Genomic DNA, 17,065 nt, shown 5'->3' with positions numbered 1-17,065 from the left:
GTCAGCCGGCCGACGCGGGGGAGGTGGCGGCGGCGGTCAGGTCCTGGGCGCGGCGGCGGCGCACGGCCCAGAAGATCCCGCTGCCGACGGCGACGGTCGCGCCGACGCCGATGACGCCGGCGAGGCCGCCGGACAGGCGGGCGTCGCCGACGTCCTTGACGCTGTAGTCGGCGAGCGGGGAGCCGGCGGCGGCGTGCTGCTGCGCCTTGGCGTCGATGCCCTTGTCGGCGGCGACCTTCTCCAGGCCGTCCGGGCTGGTGGAGGCGTAGAAGGAGACGAACCCGGCGAGCACGAGGGCGGTGACCAGGCCGGTCGCCCACAGCTTGCGGGTGGAGCGGGCGGCGGCCGGGACGGGGGCCGCGGCGGGGGCGTCGACGAGCTCGCCGCCGACGCGCAGCTTGAGCGGGGTGGCCAGGGAGCGCGCGCCGTGCACCAGGTCGGGCCGTACGGCGATCACGGCGCCCACGGTCGCGGCGGTGATCAGCGCCTCGCCGATGCCGATGAGCACGTGCACGCCGGCCATGGCCGTGAACACCTTGCCGATCGGGACGTCGGTGGTGCCGCCGAGGGCGTAGAGGAGGGTGAACATGCAGGCGGCGCCGGGGACGGAGAGCAGGGCGCCGGCGAACGCGGCGACGGTGACCGGGCGCCGGCCGGCGGGCAGGAGCTTCAGCAGGCCCCGGAAGACGGCGTAGGAGACGAGGACGGTCACCACGGCCATGTTCAGGACGTTGACGCCGAGGGCGGTCAGGCCGCCGTCGGCGAAGAGGATGCCCTGCATCAGCAGGACGACGGACACGCACAGCACGCCGGTGTACGGGCCGACGAGTATCGCCGCGAGGGCGCCGCCGAGGAGGTGGCCGCTGGTGCCGGCGGCGACGGGGAAGTTCAGCATCTGCACGGCGAAGATGAAGGCGGCGACGAGGCCGGCCAGCGGGGCGGTGCGTTCGTCGAGCTCTCGGCGGGCGCCGCGCAGGCTGACCGCGACAGCGGCGGTGGCCGCCACTCCTGCGGCCACCGAGACGGGTGCGTCGATGAATCCGTCGGGCACGTGCATGGAGTGGCTCCGCTTCCTCTTCCTCACATGGGTCTGCAACCGTTCAAGAGTAGTGCCCAGTTGCAAATGGTTGGCAAGAGCAGTCGCGCCACAAATACCTTCGTGCGATTTCGCCGGAATGTGCGAGGCTGGACGGACAAACGGACGCAAATGTTCCGATTCGAGGAGTCCGGTCGATGTCAGCCACCGCCGAGAATCCACCCGCCACCGCCGCGGCCGTCGAGGAGCGGGTCAGCGCCCGCGTGATCACCGACGACCCCCTCTACCGCGCCATTCCGGTGGCCCTGCGGTTCACCCCCGCCGAGCCCCTGGCCGTACGGATCGTCTTCCCCGCCGAGCTGTCCCCCGAGGGCACCGACAACGAGTGGGTCTTCCCCCGCGCCCTCCTGGAGGCCGGCCTGCTCGCGCCGACCGGAACCGGGGACGTACGGGTCTGGCCCTGCGGCCGGGTCCAGGCGGTCGTCGAGTTCCACTCCCCCGAGGGTGTCGCCGTCATCCAGTTCGACAGCGCCGTACTGCGCCGCTTCCTGCGCCGTACGCACTCCGCCTCCACCGCCGACGGCGCGAGACCCGGCACCGGCGCGCGCCCCGCGGCCACCCGTACGGCGTAAGCCGCCGCGGCCACCCGTACGGCGTAGGCCCCGCACCTGGGGTTCCAGATGCGGGGCCGGGTTCCAGCCGCGGCGTCAGCCGTCAGCCGATCACGCGTTGACGAGCTCGCGCTCCTTGTCGGGGTCCTCCGGGGACCCGGACTCCCGGGCGGACTCCCCGAGGTGCTTGCGCAGGCTCTCGCCCTCCACGTCCACGTTCGGCAGGATCCGGTCCAGCCAGGCCGGCAGCCACCAGGCCTTGTGGCCGAGCAGCGCCAGCACCGCCGGCACGATCGCCATGCGCACCACGAAGGCGTCGAACAGGACGGCGACGGCCAGGCCGAAGCCGATCATCTTGACCATCGCGTCGCTGGCGCCGAGGAAGCCGGAGAAGACGGCGATCATGATGACGGCGGCGGCCACGACCACGCGGGCGCTGAACCGGAAGCCGGTCACCACGGCCTGCCCCGGGCGCTCGCCGTGGACGTACGCCTCCCTCATCCGGGTGACGAGGAAGACCTCGTAGTCCATCGCCAGACCGAAGACGACGCCCACCATGAAGATCGGCATCATCGACATGATCGGACCGGTCTGCTCCACTCCGAAGACGGAGCCGAGCCAGCCCCACTGGAAGACCGCGACGACCGCACCGAGGGCGGCGACGACCGACAGCAGGAAGCCGAGGGCCGCCTTGAGCGGAACCAGGATCGAGCGGAACACCAGCATCAGCAGGAGGAAGGCCAAGCCGACCACGAGCGCCAGGTAGGGCAGCAGCGCGTCGTTCATCTTCTGCGAGAAGTCGATGTTCATCGCGGTCGCGCCGGTGACGAACACGTCGTCGCCGTTGCCCTCGCGGATCTTGTGGACCAGGTCCTCGGTCTCGGTCGAGGACGGACGCTCCTTCGGGATCACGCTGATGACCGCGGCGTCCTTGGCCTCGTTCTGGTGCGGCGGGGTCACCGCGACCACGCCCTCCAGCCCCTTGATCCGGTCGGCGGTCTTGTCGGCGAGCACCTTGTCGCCGTCCACGACCACCATCAGCGGACCGTTGAAGCCCGGGCCGAAGCCCTCGGACAGCATGTCGTACGCCTTGCGCTGGCTGGTGGAGACCGGCTTGGCGCCGTCGTCCGGCAGGCCCATCTCCAGCTTGCTCGCCGGGATCGCGATCGCGCCGAGGCCGATCACGCCGGCCAGCAGCACCATGACCGGGCGGCGCAGCACGAAGCGGGCCCAGCGGGTGCCGCCGTTGGGCTTCTCCTCGCCGCCGGCCGGGCGGCCCTTGCCGAACAGCTTGCTCTTCTTGCCGGCGGGCAGCACCTTCTTGCCCGCGAAGCCGAGGATCGCCGGGACCAGCGTCAGGGCGACGAGCACCGCGATGACCACCGTTCCGGCGGCCGCGACACCCATCTTGGTCAGCATCGGGATGTTGACGACGGCCAGGCCCACCAGGGCGATGACCACGGTCAGACCGGCGAAGACGACCGCGGACCCGGCGGTTCCGGCGGCGCGGCCGGCGGCCTCGTCGCGCTCGCGGCCCTCGGCGAGCTCCACGCGGTAGCGGGAGACGATGAACAGGGCGTAGTCGATGCCGACCGCGAGGCCGATCATCATCGCGAGGGTGGAGGTGGTGGAGCCGAGGTCCAGCACGTTGGCGAGCGCGGTGATCGAGGAGACGCCGATGCCGACGCCGATCAGCGCGGTCAGCAGCGGCAGCCCGGCCGCGACCAGCGAGCCGAAGGTGATGACCAGGACGATGCCGGCGATCAGGATGCCGACGGCCTCGCCGGAGCCGGTCTCGGGGGCCTCCATCAGCGCGTCGCCGCCGATCTCCACCTGGAGGCCGGCCTTCTGCGCGTCGTGCCCGGAGTCCTTGAGGGCGTCACGCGTGACGTCCTTCAGCTCCATGCCGCTGACCTTGTACTTCACCGTGATGTAGGTGGTGGAGCCGTCCTGGCTCACCGCCTGCATCTGGTACGGGTCGTCGACGGTGGCGACCTGGGCGGCGCCCTCGCCCTCCTTCAGACCGGAGATCAGCTTCTGGACCTCGGACTTGGGGCCCTGGTCGGTGACCTTGGCGCCGGCCGGGGCCTTGACGACGATACGGGCGGTCGCGCCGTCGGCGGACATGCCCGGGAACTTCTTGTCCAGCAGGTCGAAGGCCTTCTGGGCCTCGGTGCCGGGGATCGAGAACGAGCCGGAGGTGGGCGCGCCGGCCGTCGCGGCGCCGAAGCCGGCGGCGACCAGCAGCGCCACCCATATGAGGGCGACGAGGCCGCGGCGCCTGAAGGCACCGCGCCCGAGCCGGTAGAGGAAGGTGGCCACGTCGTGGTTCTCCCGTTTCAGGTCGTGGGATGGATCCTGCGCCCATTCGGCCATCGGCCATGGGCGGATCAGGGCGTGGAAAGCCGGCCCGACGACGAGAGCGGCGTGTCAGGAGCAGCAGCGGTTCTTACGGGTGTGCGGAGTCGCTGGGGAGTCGCTGGGGAGTCAGACGCCGAGGGCGGGGAAGACCACGGCGTCGATGAACTGGTTGAGGAACTCCCGGTCGACGGACCGGTCCTCGATCAGCGGCAGTGCGATGAACGCCCCGATGAGCATGTGCGGTACGAAGTCCAGCGCGGGACAGTCCGGGCGGACCTCGCCCCGCTCGACCGCGCGGCGGAGCATGGCCTGGAGACCGTTGATCTCCGGGTCGACCAGCAGGTCGCGCAGCGCCCGGTGCAGCTCCGGACTCTCGTGGACGGCATGGGCCAGACCCCGCATCAGGGCGGTGTCCTTGGCCATCTGCGCGTCGTCGGAGTGAGCGACCATGCGTGCGAAGTCCCCGCGCAGGGTGCCCGTGTCGATCTCCCGCAGGGAGACCGGCTGGGTACATCGGAGGGCCTTCGCGACCAGTTCCGGCTTGCTCCCCCACTGGCGGTAGAGGGTGGCCTTGCTGGACTTCGTACGGGCGGCGACCGCGTCCATGGTCAGCGCCTCGTACCCGACCTCGCGGAGGAGGTCGAGGACCGCCTCGTGGAGCTCGGCCTCCCGCTCGGGGGTGATCCGGCTGCGCCGCGCCGACATCGCGTCGGTCACCCGGCAGCTTCCCTTCATCACGACCACCCATCCGAACGAAACGGTTTCGTACACATGGCAGCCTACCCGCCCCCTTAACGAAACGAAACCGTTCCGTTTCGCTGGAACCGGTGGCGTGGGTCACACATGGCTCACCTGTACGAGTTGCCGGGCCCCTCCGGCGCGGAAAGCATTGTGGGGTGAGTCACGACGTCGCGTACCTCCGCTTCCCGCACCTGCACGACGACCTGCTGTGCTTCGCCACCGAGGACGATCTGTGGATCGCCCCGCTGGTCCCCGAGGGCCACACCCCGGGCCGGGCCTGGCGGATCACCGTCGACCGCACCCGGGTCGGCCACCCCCGCTTCTCCTCCGACGGACGGCACATCGCCTTCACCACCTGGCGCAGCCTCGATCCCGAGATCCACCTGGCCCCCGTGGACGGCGGCCCGGCACGCCGGCTCAGCTACTGGGGCTCCACCGACACCCGCGTCTGCGGCTGGGACCCCGACGGCAACATCCTGGCCGTCTCCTCGCACGGACAGCCGTTCTCCTACTACTCCTGGGCCTACAAGCTGCCCACCGACGGCAGCCCCGGCGGCCGCCTGCCCTGGGGCCCCGTCTCCGACATCCAGGTCGCCGACGTCGACGGCGAGCACCACAGCCTGCTGCTGACCGGCAAGCCCCCGCACGAACCCGCCGCCTGGAAGCGCTACCGCGGCGGCGCCACCGGCCGGCTGTGGCTGCACGGCGCACGCCTGCTGGAGGACCTCGAAGGCCACATCGAATCGCCGATGTTCGTCGGCGGCCGCATCGCCTTCCTCTCCGACCACGAGGGCATCGGCAACCTCTACTCCTGCCTGCCGGACGGCACCGGCCTGCGCCGCCACACCGACCACGAGGAGTTCTACGCCCGCCACGCCTCCAGCGACGGCTCCCGCGTCGTCTACCAGTGCGCCGGCGACCTCTGGCTGGTGGACTCCCTCGCCGAGGACGCCTCCCCCCGCAGACTCGACGTCCGCCTCGGCGGCCCGCGCGCGGGACGGCGTACGTACCAGGTGCCCGCCGCCAGCCATGTCGACTCGCTGGCCGTGGACACCACCGGCCGGGCCAGCGCCGTCGTCGTCCGCGGCAGCCTGTACTGGCTCACCCACCGCGACGGACCGGCCCGCACCATCGCCGACACCCCCGGCGTACGCGTCCGCCTCCCGGAGATGCTCGGCAGCAGCGGCCAGGTCGCCTACGTCACCGACGCCGAAGGCGAGGACGCCATCGAGATCGCCTACCTCCCCCGCGCCTCCGGGGAGCACGAGCCGCGCCGGCTCGCCTCGGGCGAGCTGGGCCGCGTCACCGAGCTGCTGTCCGACCCGGCCGGCGAGCGGCTCGCCATCGCCTCCAACGACGGACGGCTGCTGCTCCTCGACGCGACGGAGGAGTCCAACGGCGAGGTCACCGAGCTGATCCGGTCCATCAACGGGCCCGTCACCGACCTCGCCTTCTCCCCCGACGGCTGCTGGCTGACCTGGTCGCACCCGGGTATCGGCCGCTCGCTGCGGCAGATCAAGATGGCGAAGATCTCCGGGCCTGGCGCGCGCGTCGTCGTCGACGTCACCAACGGCCGCTTCGAGGATGAAAACCCGGTTTTCACGCGGGACGGCCGTTACCTCGCTTTCCTGTCGTGGCGCGGGTTCGACCCGGTGTACGACGTGCACACCGGCGACCTGTCGTTCCCGCTGGGCTGCCGCCCGTACCTGGTGCCGCTCTCCTCTGCCACCCCCTCCCCCTTCGCCTTCTCCCCCGACGGGCGCCCGGCGGCGGGCGGGCTCGACCCCGTCGAGGGCGAGCCCGGGGAGGGCGACGGGACGGTGACCGTGGAGGTCGAGGGCCTGGAGAGCCGGGTCACCCCCTTCCCGGTGACCGCCTCGAAGTACTCGGCCCTCCACCCCGTGCACGGCGGCGGACTGGTGTGGCTGCGCTGGCCCATCTCGGGCGCGCTCGGCGAGACCTTCGCCAACCCGGCCGACACCAGCGGCAAGCCCACGCTGGAGCACTTCGACATGACCAAGGCCCGCAAGACCGAACTGGCCTCCGGGCTGGACTGGTTCGCGGTCAGCGGCGACGGCACCCGGCTGGTCGTCAACGACGACGGTGACCTTCGCGCCGTGCCGGCCACCGAATCGGGTGACGGCGACTCCACCGTCTACCTCGACCTGCGGCGCATCCTGCACGAGGTGGACCCGGCGGCCGCGTGGCGGCAGGCCTACGAGGAGGCCGGCAGGCTCATCCGCGCGTACTTCTGGGAGCCGAACATGTGCGGCATCGACTGGGACGCGGTGCTGAGCCAGTACCGCCCCCTGGTCGAACGGGTCGCGTCCCCCGACGAGTTCGCCGACCTGCTGCGCGAGGTGCTCGGCGAACTCGGCACCTCGCACGCCTACGTCTCCCCCGCCCGCCGCAACGAGGGCCCGCCCCACTACCAGCGTGCGATCGGCCTCCTCGGCGCCAACCTGGTGCGCCGTGACGAGGGGTGGGTGGTCGCGCGGATCCTGCCCGGCGAGTCCTCCGACTCCAAGGCCCGCTCCCCGCTCGCCGGCACCGGCATCCGCGAGGGCGCGGTGCTCACCCACGTCGACGGCCGGCCCGTCGACCCCGTCGCCGGCCCGTACCCGCTGCTCGCGGCGGCCGGGGGCACGACCGTGGAGCTGACGTTCACCCCGGCCGAGGGCGAGGGCCACGCCCGCCGCGTCGCGGTCGTCCCGCTGGTCGACGAACGGCCGCTGCGCTACCAGGACTGGGTGTCCAAGCGCCGCGCCGTGGTCCGGGAGGTCAGCGGCGGCCGCTGCGGCTACCTGCACATCCCCGACATGGGCGGCTCGGGCTGGGCGCAGTTCAACCGCGACCTGCGCATGGAGATGTCGCGGCCCGCCCTGATCGTCGACGTGCGCGGCAACGCCGGCGGGCACATCAGTGAACTCGTCGTCGAAAAACTCACCCGATCGATTCTGGGGTGGGACCTGACGCGCGACGCCCAGCCGGTCAGTTACGCCTCGAACGCCCCGCGCGGGCCGATCGTCGCCCTGGCCGACGAGGCGACCTCCTCCGACGGGGACATGATCACCGCCGCGTTCAAACTGCTCGGCCTGGGCCCGGTGGTGGGCCAGCGCACCTGGGGCGGTGTGGTCGGCATGACCGGCCGGCACACCCTCGGCGACGGCACGGTCATCACCGTGCCGATGAACGCCGCCTGGTTCCCGGAGTACGGGTGGTCGGTGGAGAACCACGGCGTGGAGCCGGACCTGGCGATCCAGCGCACCCCGCTCGACTGGGCGGAGGGGCGGCACGCACAGCTGGACGACGCGGTGTACCTGGCGCTGGAGCTGCTGGAGCAGGACCCGGCCGCGATCCCGCCCGGCTACACCGACGTCCCGGACGGCCGCCGGCCGAAGCTGCCGCCGCGGCCGTGACGCCTGCCGTTCGTACGACGGTCGTACGAACGGCAGGCATGAACGGCAGGCACGAGGAAGGGGCGCGACCCGTAGGAGATACGGGCCGCGCCCCTCGGCGCTGTGTGCTGACGGGCCTGGTAGCAGTCAGGCCCGGTGAGCCGGAGCCGGTCCGGGCTGTGTCAGTCCCAGCTGTCGTCGAGCTCGGCGCGGATGTCGTCGGTCTTCTGCTGCGCCTGCGGCTTCTTGGCCTTGGCCTGCTGGGACCGCGAGGAAGCCTCGCCCTTCGCGCCCTGCTGGGCCTTCTGCGCCTTGTCCTTGAGTTCCTGCGCCTTGTCCTGGAACTGGTCCTTGATACCCATGCTTGCACTCCCTGAGGGGTGTTGGTGGTCGGGCCTCGACCAGACTGACACGAGGGGACAAAGGGCGCATTTTGATCAATTGTGGCGGGTTCGCTCCTGCTCGTCGGCGGCCCCGCCGGCGCCCACCAGCCCCTTGGGCACCCCGGCCAGCCGGGGTTCGAACCGCTTCATCTCGCGCTGCCCGCCCGCCGCGATGACCGCCGGCAGGTAGCCCCGTACGCCCTGCATCCCGCGCAGCCACCACTGCGCGTACACGTGCGCCGAGCGCCGCTCGATCCCGGCGACGATCCGGTCCACGGCCGGGCCGAGGGGGTAGGTCCGGTTCGCCGGCCAGGGCAGGCGCCCGCGCAGTTCGCGCATCACGTCGTGCTGGTCGGCGCCGCGCACCATGTCGGTGTCGGTCCAGGAGAGGTAGCCGACGCCGACCTTGACGCCCTTGTAGCCGACCTCGGCCCGCAGGCAGTGCGCGAAGGCCTCGACGCCGGACTTGGAGGCGCAGTACGCCGTCATCATGGGGGCGGGGGTGATCGCGGCGAGCGAGGCGATCTGCAGGAAGTAGCCGCGGCTCTCCATGAGGACGGGCAGGAAGGCGCGGGCGGTGACGGCGCCGCCGATCAGGTTGACCTCGATCACCCGCCGCCAGGCCTCCGGGTCGGAGTCCACCAACGGTCCGCCGGAGGCCACGCCCGCGTTGGCGACGACGATGTCCACCTTGCCGAAGCGCTGCTTGACCTCCTGCGCCACCTGGGCCATCGCCTCGTGGTCGGTGACGTCGGCGTACCAGTGGTCGCTGTCGGTGTGCAGCCGTTCGGAGACCTCCTTGAGCGCCTCCGGCTCCAGGCCGACGAGCGCGACCTTCGCACCGCGCGCCGACAGCTTGCGGGCGAGCAGTTCGCCGACCCCGCGGGCGGCCCCGGTGACGACGGCGACCTGGCCTTCCAGACTCCTGCGAGCACTCACGGCGTCTTCTCCTTCTCAACATTGTCGACATATCGAGATGCCAGGTCGCGTACGGCGCCGGTGACGGCCTCGGGTGCCTCGACCGGGGTCATGTGACCCATGCCGGTGAGTTCGGTCAGTCCCACGCAGTGCGGCAGCGCGGCCGCGAGCCGGCGGGCGTGCACGACGGGGGTGAGCCGGTCGCCACGGCCCGCGATCACGGCGGTGGGCGCCGTCAGCCGCGCCACCCCGTCGTCCAGGTCGAGCCCGGCCAGTACGTGCGACCAGGCGCGGCGCACCCCGGCGGGGCAGGCGTGCACGATCCGGGCGCAGGCCTCCACCCGGTCGGGCGCGGAACCCGGGCCCATGGTCGCGTACCTGAGCACCGCCCGCGTGGCGGGGGTGACGGGCCCGAGCGGGGCGGGTGAGCCCAGCAGCCCCCGGGTCATACGGGTCCGGGCGCGCCCGGGGCGCAGCGGCAGCACGGTCGCCTCGGCGACCAGCCGCGAGCTGCCGGTGCTGCACAGCAGGACGGCGGCGGCGTGCTCGGCGAACCGTGCCCGGCCGGCGGCGGCCATGACGGTCATGCCGCCCATGGAATGCCCGGCGACGACGGCCCGCTCGCCGGGGGCGAGGGTGGCCTCCAGTACGGCGACCAGGTCGTCGGCGAGGGCGGCGGTGCTGTACGCGGCGGCGGCCGGGCTGCGGCCGTGGCCGCGCTGGTCGTAGGCGATGACCCGGTGGTCGCGGGCCAGTTCCCGGATCTGCGCGGCCCAGAAGGCGGTGGAGCAGGTCCAGCCGTGGGAGAGGACCACGGCCGGGGCGCCGTCGGGTCCGTGGACCTCGACGTGCAGCCGGGACCCGTCGGCGGAGACGGCGACCAGCTCGCGCCCGGCGGCCGGCGGCGCGTACCGCCCGGCGGTGACGTGCGGCGCGCGGCTCACGCCGCCCCCTCCGCGGCGGCGGGGGCCGCGGCCCGCTGGGCCGTGCCGTCGCGCCCCCGTACCCGTACGACCTCGTACTCGGCCAGGTCGACCGTCAACGTGGCGCGCCGGAACTCACCCGTCGTACCGGGCCAGACCGTCGTGTTGCGGCCCGCCGCGTCCAGGTACCAGCTGGTGCAGCCGCCCGTGTTCCACACGGTCCGCTCCATCCGCGCCTGCACGTGCCGGTTCCACTGGTTGACGGCGGAGGGCCGCGCGGCGAGCGCGGTGCGCCCGCCGCGGCCGTCGCCGAGGAGGGACAGCTGGCGCAGGTAGTCCGCCATGTAGTTCAGCTGGGACTCGATCATCAGGATCATCGAGCTGTTGCCGAGGCCGGTGTTCGGCCCGATGATCGTCATCCAGTTGGGGAAGCCGGCCGCCGTCGCCCCGCGCAGCGCCTGCATCCCGTTCTTCCAGGTGTCCGCGAGGGTCTGCCCGTCCGCACCGATCACCCGCTCGGCGACCGGCAGCTCCGTGACGTGGAAGCCGGTGCCGAAGATGATCGCGTCGGCCTCGGTCTCGGTTCCGTCCGCGGCGACCAGCACCGAGCCCCTGACCTCCTTCAGCCCGGAGGCGACCAGGTCGACGTCGGGCCGCGCGAGGGCCGGGTAGTACTCGCTGGAGAGCAGGATCCGCTTGCAGCCGATCCGGTACGAGGGCGTCAGCTTGGCCCGCAGCGCCGGGTCCTTGATGGAGCGCGCCATATTGGCCTTGGCGAGCGACTCGATGAGCCCGAGCTGGTTCGGCCGCTTGGTGAACGCGCTGACCTGCAGCTCCCGGATCCCCCACAGCAGCCCGCGCCGGGCCGCCTGGGTGAACGGCAGCTGCCGGTGCAGCCTGCGCTCCAGGGAGCCGATGGCCCGGTCGGTGCGCGGCATGACCCACGGCGGGGTGCGCTGGAAGAGGGTCAGGCGCGCCGTCTTCGGGGCGATGGCGGGCACGATCTGGATCGCGGAGGCGCCGGTGCCGATCACCGCCACCCGCTTGCCGCGCAGGTCGTAGTCGTGGTCCCAGCGCGCGGAGTGGAACACCTTGCCGGGGAACTCGTCCAGTCCCGGGATGTCCGGCATCTTCGGGTCCGACAGCGGCCCGGTCGCCGACACCACGACGTCGGCGGTGAAGGCGCCCGCCGAGGTGTCGATCTCCCAGCGCAGTTCCTCGGTGTCCCAGCGCATCAGCATGACCTCGTGGCCGAAGCGGATGTGCGGGCGCAGCCCGAAGGTGTCGGTGACGTGCTCCAGGTAGGCGCGGATGGCCGGCTGCCCGGAGAAGGTGCGGGGCCAGTCGGGGTTGGGTGCGAAGGAGAACGAGTACAGGTGCGAGGGGACGTCGCACGCGCACCCGGGATAGCTGTTGTCGCGCCAGGTGCCGCCGACGGAGTCGGCCCGTTCCAGGACGACGAAGTCCGTGATCCCCTCGCGCCGCAGCCGCACGGCCGCGCCGAGCCCGCCGAACCCGGACCCGATCACCGCCACCCGTACGTGCTCGCGCCCGTGCTCACGCCCGCCCATGCCGCTCATGCCCGCCGCCTCCCGCTTCCGCAGTCCGTCCCAGCCACGCCAAGCCACGCCATCACACACTCATCGCAACACTGCCAGCAATCACTGGCACAATCGGGAGGGTAGAGCAGCTCCGTACCCATGGGTAGGGGTCGCGCCCGGAAAGTTACCGGGGGTACGCCCTAGGCTGCGCATGTGGAGACGCGGGGGACGTGGGAGGCGGAGGCGGCTGTGACGCGCGAGTACCGGACTCAGGAGCTGGCCGAGGCCGCTGGCATTCCGGTGCGCACCCTGCGCTTCTACCGCGAGCGCAAGCTGCTCCCGCCGCCCCGCCGCGAGGGCCGCATCGCCTGGTACGACGACCAGCACCTGGCCCGGCTGCGCACCATCGCCGCCCTGCTGGAACGCGGCCACACCCTCGGCGGCATCGCGGAACTCACCGCCGCCTTCGAGAAGGGCCGCGACGTCGGCCAGCTCGGCGAGCTGCTCGGCATGGGCTGGTCGGACGAGACCCCCGTGCGGCTCTCGCCGGAGGCCCTCGCCGACCACTTCGAGGGCGAGGTCACCCCGGAGAACCTGGCGGCCGCCCTCGACCTCGGCTACCTCGCCACCGACGGCGAGGAGATCGTGCACGTCAGCCGGCGCCTGCTGGACGTCTCCTCCGCCCTGGTCCGCGAGGGCGTACCGCTCGCCGCGGTACTGGAGACGGGCCGCCGGGTGCGCGAGCACGCGGACGCCCTGGCGGAGCTGTTCACCGAGCTGATCTCCGCCCACATCGGGGAGGAGGCCGTCACCCGGATGCGCCCGCTGGCCAAGAGCGTGGTCGAGGCCGAACTCACGATGGCGATGGACCGCCTGCACCAGCGGCGCGGCCCCGCAGCGCCGCGGACTCCCCGGCCGCCTCAGACGCCGAGCTCGTAGACGACGGTCACGGGCGCGTGGTCGGACCACCGCTCCGGGTGCGTCTCGGCCCGCTCGACGAACGCCTTGACGGCCTTGGCGGCCAGCCCCGGCGTCGCGACCTGGAGGTCGATGCGCCAGCCGGCGTCGTTGTCGAAGGCCCGCCCGCGGTAGGACCACCAGGAGTACGGGCCCTCCGTGTCGGGGTGCAGCACGCGCACCACGTCCACGTACCCGGCCTCCGAGTACACCTTCCCGAGCCACTCCCGCTCCTCGGGCAGGAAGCCGGCGTTCTTCCGGTTGGTCTTCCAGTTCTTGAGGTCGGCCTCCCGGTGGCAGATGTTCCAGTCACCGCACACCACGACCTCCCGGCCGTCGGCCGCGGCCCGCGCCTTCAGCGCCCCGAGGTAGGTGTGGAACTCCGCCATGAAGCGGTACTTCTCCTCCTGCTTCTCCGTACCGGCCTCGCCGGAGGGCAGGTACAGGCTCGCCACGGTGACGCCGGGCAGGTCGATCTCCAGGTACCGCCCGCTCGTGTCGAACTCGTCACTGCCGAAACCCACCTGCACCCGTTCAGGTGACTTGCGCGTATACAGGGCGACGCCGGCCCGGCCCTTCGCAGCGGCCGGCGCGAACACGGTGTGCCAGCCCCCGGGCTCCCGCGCCTCCACCGGAATCTGCGCTTCCTCCGCCCGTACCTCCTGCAGGCACACGACGTCGGCATCGGATCCGGCGAGCCACTCCACGAAGCCCTTCTTGGCGGCGGCGCGGATCCCATTCACATTCACGGAGGTCACGGTGAGCATCCCAGCACCATAACCGCAGCCTTCCGTACGATGTTCTGATGTCTCACGGGATACACCTGCGCGCCGTACCGTACGACCACCCGGACGCGCTGAAACTCGACGCCCAGGTCCAGCTCGAATACCGGGCGCGGTACGACGGCGAGGGCGACGCCACCTTCCTCGACCCGGCGATGTTCGTCCCGCCGGCCGGCCTCTACCTGCTCGCGTACGACGCCTCGGACGTCCCGGTGGCGAGCGGCGGCTGGCGTGCGCAAGACCACAACGACGAGGGCTACGCGGACGGCGACGCCGAGATCAAGCGCATGTTCGTCGTCCCCGAGGCCCGCGGACGGGGACTGGCCCGCCGCATCCTGGCGGAGCTGGAGGCCGACGCGACGGCGGCCGGGCGGCGGCGGATGGTCCTGGAGACCGGCGACCAGCAGCCGGAGGCGATCGCGCTGTACCTGTCGTCGGGGTACGCGCTGTCGGAGAAGTTCGGCTACTACCGCGCCTACGAGTCGAGCCGCTGCATGGCCAAGCCCCTCCCCTCCCCGGCCGCACCCTCCTGACGCCGCCGGAGCCGCTGCGCGGGGACCGGCTCCGCGCAGCGGCACCCGACACCCACAGGCCCCCTACACCGACGGTGGCCCGCGCCAACTCCCGTACCGGCAGCGGCCCCTCCAGGGCACTCGGCCCCCGGTAACCCACCCGCTCCACCAGCTCGCCGGCTCCGCCGAGCACTTCCCACGCCTGCACCGTGGCGCCGTCCCGGAGTTGGGTCACCCGGAAACGCCGAAATCCCGCCCGGTCTTCCGACCGGACGGGATCTCGTGACGTTTCCGAGAGCTACTCGGAAACTGTCGTCTGTGGACCTGTGGGGATTTGAACCCCAGACCCCCTCGATGCGAACGAGGTGCGCTACCAGACTGCGCCACAGGCCCTTGCGACGTGTGAAACATTAGCATCCCCGCGCCGCTGCTCCAAAACGCGTTCCCGGCAGGCGACCCGCGGACCCCGGCCGGCGGATCCGGCCGGGTCCTCGCAGGTCACGCGTAACGCGCCGGCCGCGTCACTCGTTCGCGGCGCGCGGCCGATCGTCGCTCTCGTACTGGTCGAAGAGCGGGGTGCGCCCGGCCTCGCGGCCGCGCGGCCGCGGGGCGGCCGGCTGCGCCTTGGGGTCCGGCTTCGCCGGCGCCGGGCCCGGCTGGGCACGCAGGCGCGGGTTCGTCGGCTCGGCGGTGCTGGAACGGGTCGCGCTCCAGCCGTCCGGGTTCACCGGGCCGGTGGCGCGCGGGGCGACGGGCGCCGTCACGTACGTGGGCAGCGGGACCGGTACGGGTTCCCAGCTGTCGCCGCGCGCCGGGCCGCGTTCGCGCTCGCGCTGCTGGTCGACCCACTCGGCGTGGTCGGTCTGCTCGACGAGCGCGCGGCGTCCGGCCTCCTGCGGGGAGACCGGCGGCGCGGGGTCCGGCTCGGTGATGCCGGCGGGTTCGGGGTCGCGGTGGCGGGGGCGGCTCTCGCGCAGGGCGCGGGCGGCCGCCTCGGCGCGGCGCCGGTCCATCGTGAACTCGTAGCGGCGCCGCTCCTGGACCCGCAGGTGCACGATGTAGGCGCTCAGCAGCAGTGCGGGCACGGCGGGCGCCCACAGGTAGCGCAGCCCGCCGACGGCCGCGGCGATCGCGCCACCGCTGAAGGCGAGGAAGAGCAGGGCCGTGGTGCGCCGGCGGCGCGCGAGGACCTGGAGGCGCTGCTGGCGCCGGACCCGTTCGACCCGTTCGACCTCGACCGATCTCGGTTCGGCCCTGGTCGGGGACACGCCGAGGGCCCGGGCGTCGGCGTCCACGGAATTCACCGTTTCCGTCGCCGCGTCCGGGTCCGCGTGGGGCTGGGGCTCCGCCTGGACTTCACCGCGCTCACGCAGCCCCTTGGCGTAACGGCGCTCCATTCCCGCCCGGCCGGAAAGCAGCCGGATGGCGGTGGAGAAGCGTTCCGTCGGACGCGCTTCGTTCAGCTCGTCCTGCCTCCGGAGCCACATGGGCACCAAGTAGGCGGCCCAGGCCCCGACGATGACTGCGTAGATGAGGCCGCTGCTGCTCACACCCCACACCGTAGAGGGGCACGGCCGACCGGATCAGCCAATTGGGCCGGTGTGTCGCACGATCCGGCTGATATCACCGACTTTTTTTGTGATTCTTCGGATCAGGTTATGGGCGAATCGACCAGCAATTCGAACGCTTTTGCGATTACCTGTTTTACGGTGTGGTCGACGGCGGCGGGCTTTCCTTCTTGCGCACCCGGTTCCAGCGGCGCAGCAGCCCCTCCGGGACCTCCTCCGCGGTGAGCGCGAACACCAGATGGTCGCGCCACGCCCCGTCGATATGGAGATAACGCGGCCGCAGCCCCTCCTCGCGGAAGCCCAGCTTCTCCACCACCCGCCGGCTGGGGCCGTTCTCCGGGCGGATGCACACCTCGATGCGGTGCAGCCCGACCTTCGCGAAGCAGTGGTCCACGGCGAGGGCGACGGCCGTCGGCATCACCCCGCGGCCGGCCACGTCCCGGTCCACCCAGTAGCCCACATGGGCGGCGCACATCGATCCCCAGGTGATCCCGGCGACCGTCAGCTGGCCGACCAGCCGCCCCTGGTACTCGATGACGAAGGGCAGCATCCGGCCGGCGTTCGCCTCCGCCCGCAGGTGGCGGACCATCTGCCGGTACGTGGGCCGGTGGATCACCGGCCCCCACGGCGCGGGCGGCGGAATGGTGGCCTCCCACGGCCGCAGCCAGTCGCGGTTGCGCCGGTTGACCTCGCGCCAGGCGCGCTGGTCGCGCAGTTTTATCGGCCGCAGCGTGACGTCGCCGTCCGCCAGCACCACCGGCCAGGACGGGCCGTTCAGCTCGGGCTCCCGGGTGCCGCGTCCGGTCTGGGGTGGTCGCCGCCGCGGATCTGGTCGACGGCGTGCGGCAGGATCCGCGACAGCACCGCGAGGCCGTCCTTGACCCCGCCCGTGGAGCCGGGCAGGTTCACGATCAGCGTGCGGCCGGCCACGCCGGCCAGGCCCCGCGACAGGGCGGCGGTCGGCACCTTGGCGAGGCCCTCGGCACGGATGGCCTGCGGGATGCCCGGGATCTCGTAGTCGAGCACGCGGGCGGTCGCGTCCGGGGTCCGGTCGGTCGGCGAGATGCCGGTGCCGCCGGTGGTCAGGATGACGTCGTACCCGGCGGCCACGCCCTCGCGCAGCGCCCGCTCGACGGGGTCGCCGTCCGGGACGACGCGCGGGCCGTCGACCGCGAAGCCCAGCTTCTCCAGCGCCTCGGCCAGCAGCGGGCCGCCCTTGTCGGCGTACACGCCCTGCGAGGCGCGGTTGGAGGCGGTGACCACCAGGCCGCGGGGGGCGGGCGCGCCGGTGCCGGGCGCCGCAGCCTCCGGGGCCTCGTCGGCCACGGGCGGCA

15 protein-coding genes and 1 tRNA gene are annotated in these 17,065 nt (G+C 72.5%); 4 read left to right on the top strand and 12 right to left on the bottom strand.

Annotated elements, in window-relative coordinates:
* Window position 1: 1 nt before the first annotated feature.
* Window positions 2–1,057 (bottom strand): energy-coupling factor ABC transporter permease, encoded by a 1,056-nt coding sequence (locus AB0F18_RS15440; RefSeq protein ID WP_362059932.1) that lies wholly within the window; start codon window positions 1,055–1,057, stop codon window positions 2–4.
* Window positions 1,058–1,233: 176 nt separating this feature from the next.
* Here AB0F18_RS15440 and AB0F18_RS15435 point away from each other — a divergent pair, with 176 nt between their 5' ends.
* On the top strand, window positions 1,234–1,668 hold the full coding sequence (locus AB0F18_RS15435; protein WP_362059929.1) for an SsgA family sporulation/cell division regulator: 435 nt from the start codon (window positions 1,234–1,236) through the stop codon (window positions 1,666–1,668).
* A gap of 90 nt (window positions 1,669–1,758) precedes the next feature.
* Here AB0F18_RS15435 and AB0F18_RS15430 read toward each other — a convergent pair whose 3' ends face one another.
* Both AB0F18_RS15430 and AB0F18_RS15425 read right to left on the bottom strand, forming a co-directional pair.
* On the bottom strand, window positions 1,759–3,969 hold the full coding sequence (locus tag AB0F18_RS15430; protein WP_362059926.1) for an MMPL family transporter: 2,211 nt from the start codon (window positions 3,967–3,969) through the stop codon (window positions 1,759–1,761).
* Between the two features lie 165 nt (window positions 3,970–4,134).
* Window positions 4,135–4,713, bottom strand: coding sequence for a TetR/AcrR family transcriptional regulator (locus AB0F18_RS15425; RefSeq protein ID WP_362059961.1), 579 nt, complete (start codon window positions 4,711–4,713; stop codon window positions 4,135–4,137).
* 191 nt (window positions 4,714–4,904) lie between these two features.
* Between AB0F18_RS15425 and AB0F18_RS15420 the strand changes: the two genes are divergently transcribed.
* The gene (locus AB0F18_RS15420) at window positions 4,905–8,168 is read left to right on the top strand and encodes a S41 family peptidase (RefSeq protein ID WP_362059923.1); all 3,264 of its coding nucleotides are present in this window, start codon (window positions 4,905–4,907) and stop codon (window positions 8,166–8,168) included.
* Between the two features lie 161 nt (window positions 8,169–8,329).
* Here the strand turns inward: AB0F18_RS15420 and AB0F18_RS15415 are convergent, their stop codons facing one another.
* The 4 genes from AB0F18_RS15415 to AB0F18_RS15400 form a co-directional block, all read right to left on the bottom strand.
* A complete protein-coding gene (locus AB0F18_RS15415) occupies window positions 8,330–8,509 on the bottom strand; it encodes a hypothetical protein (protein ID WP_362059920.1) in 180 nt (59 codons plus the stop codon).
* Window positions 8,510–8,584: 75 nt separating this feature from the next.
* On the bottom strand, window positions 8,585–9,469 hold the full coding sequence (locus AB0F18_RS15410; protein ID WP_362059917.1) for an SDR family oxidoreductase: 885 nt from the start codon (window positions 9,467–9,469) through the stop codon (window positions 8,585–8,587).
* Window positions 9,466–10,392, bottom strand: a complete 927-nt coding sequence (locus AB0F18_RS15405) for an alpha/beta hydrolase (RefSeq protein ID WP_362059914.1) — start codon at window positions 10,390–10,392, stop codon at window positions 9,466–9,468. Before AB0F18_RS15405 ends, AB0F18_RS15410 begins: the two co-directional genes overlap by 4 nt.
* On the bottom strand, window positions 10,389–11,942 hold the full coding sequence (locus AB0F18_RS15400) for an NAD(P)/FAD-dependent oxidoreductase (RefSeq protein ID WP_362059958.1): 1,554 nt from the start codon (window positions 11,940–11,942) through the stop codon (window positions 10,389–10,391). The genes AB0F18_RS15405 and AB0F18_RS15400 overlap by 4 nt, the downstream gene beginning before the upstream one ends.
* 219 nt (window positions 11,943–12,161) lie before the next feature.
* Here AB0F18_RS15400 and AB0F18_RS15395 point away from each other — a divergent pair, with 219 nt between their 5' ends.
* Window positions 12,162–12,851: a MerR family transcriptional regulator gene (locus AB0F18_RS15395; RefSeq protein WP_362059911.1), complete on the top strand. Its 690-nt coding sequence runs from the start codon at window positions 12,162–12,164 to the stop codon at window positions 12,849–12,851.
* Here the strand turns inward: AB0F18_RS15395 and AB0F18_RS15390 are convergent.
* On the bottom strand, window positions 12,833–13,636 hold the full coding sequence (locus AB0F18_RS15390) for an exodeoxyribonuclease III (protein ID WP_362059908.1): 804 nt from the start codon (window positions 13,634–13,636) through the stop codon (window positions 12,833–12,835). The two genes, AB0F18_RS15395 and AB0F18_RS15390, sit on opposite strands and share 19 nt — an antisense overlap.
* A 38-nt stretch (window positions 13,637–13,674) precedes the next feature.
* Between AB0F18_RS15390 and AB0F18_RS15385 the strand changes: the two genes are divergently transcribed.
* Window positions 13,675–14,184 (top strand): GNAT family N-acetyltransferase, encoded by a 510-nt coding sequence (locus tag AB0F18_RS15385; RefSeq protein WP_362059905.1) that lies wholly within the window; start codon window positions 13,675–13,677, stop codon window positions 14,182–14,184.
* Between the two features lie 298 nt (window positions 14,185–14,482).
* Here the strand turns inward: AB0F18_RS15385 and AB0F18_RS15380 are convergent.
* From AB0F18_RS15380 to AB0F18_RS15365, 4 genes are all read right to left on the bottom strand, one after another.
* Window positions 14,483–14,556: transfer RNA gene (locus AB0F18_RS15380), tRNA-Ala, on the bottom strand.
* Window positions 14,557–14,684: 128 nt separating this feature from the next.
* Window positions 14,685–15,713: a hypothetical protein gene (locus AB0F18_RS15375; RefSeq protein ID WP_362059902.1), complete on the bottom strand. Its 1,029-nt coding sequence runs from the start codon at window positions 15,711–15,713 to the stop codon at window positions 14,685–14,687.
* Between the two features lie 154 nt (window positions 15,714–15,867).
* Entirely contained in the window at window positions 15,868–16,488 is a 621-nt protein-coding gene (locus AB0F18_RS15370) for a GNAT family protein (protein ID WP_362059899.1), read from the bottom strand.
* A gap of 17 nt (window positions 16,489–16,505) precedes the next feature.
* Window positions 16,506–17,057 (bottom strand): MogA/MoaB family molybdenum cofactor biosynthesis protein, encoded by a 552-nt coding sequence (locus AB0F18_RS15365; RefSeq protein WP_362059955.1) that lies wholly within the window; start codon window positions 17,055–17,057, stop codon window positions 16,506–16,508.
* Window positions 17,058–17,065 lie beyond the last annotated feature (8 nt).

The sequence above is a fragment of the Streptomyces sp. NPDC029216 genome, assembly GCF_040648015.1.
In the GTDB taxonomy this organism is placed as follows: Bacteria; Actinomycetota; Actinomycetes; order Streptomycetales; family Streptomycetaceae; genus Streptomyces.
Note: the sequence above shows the minus strand (reverse complement) of the source record. Positions and strands in the feature narration are given on the sequence as shown.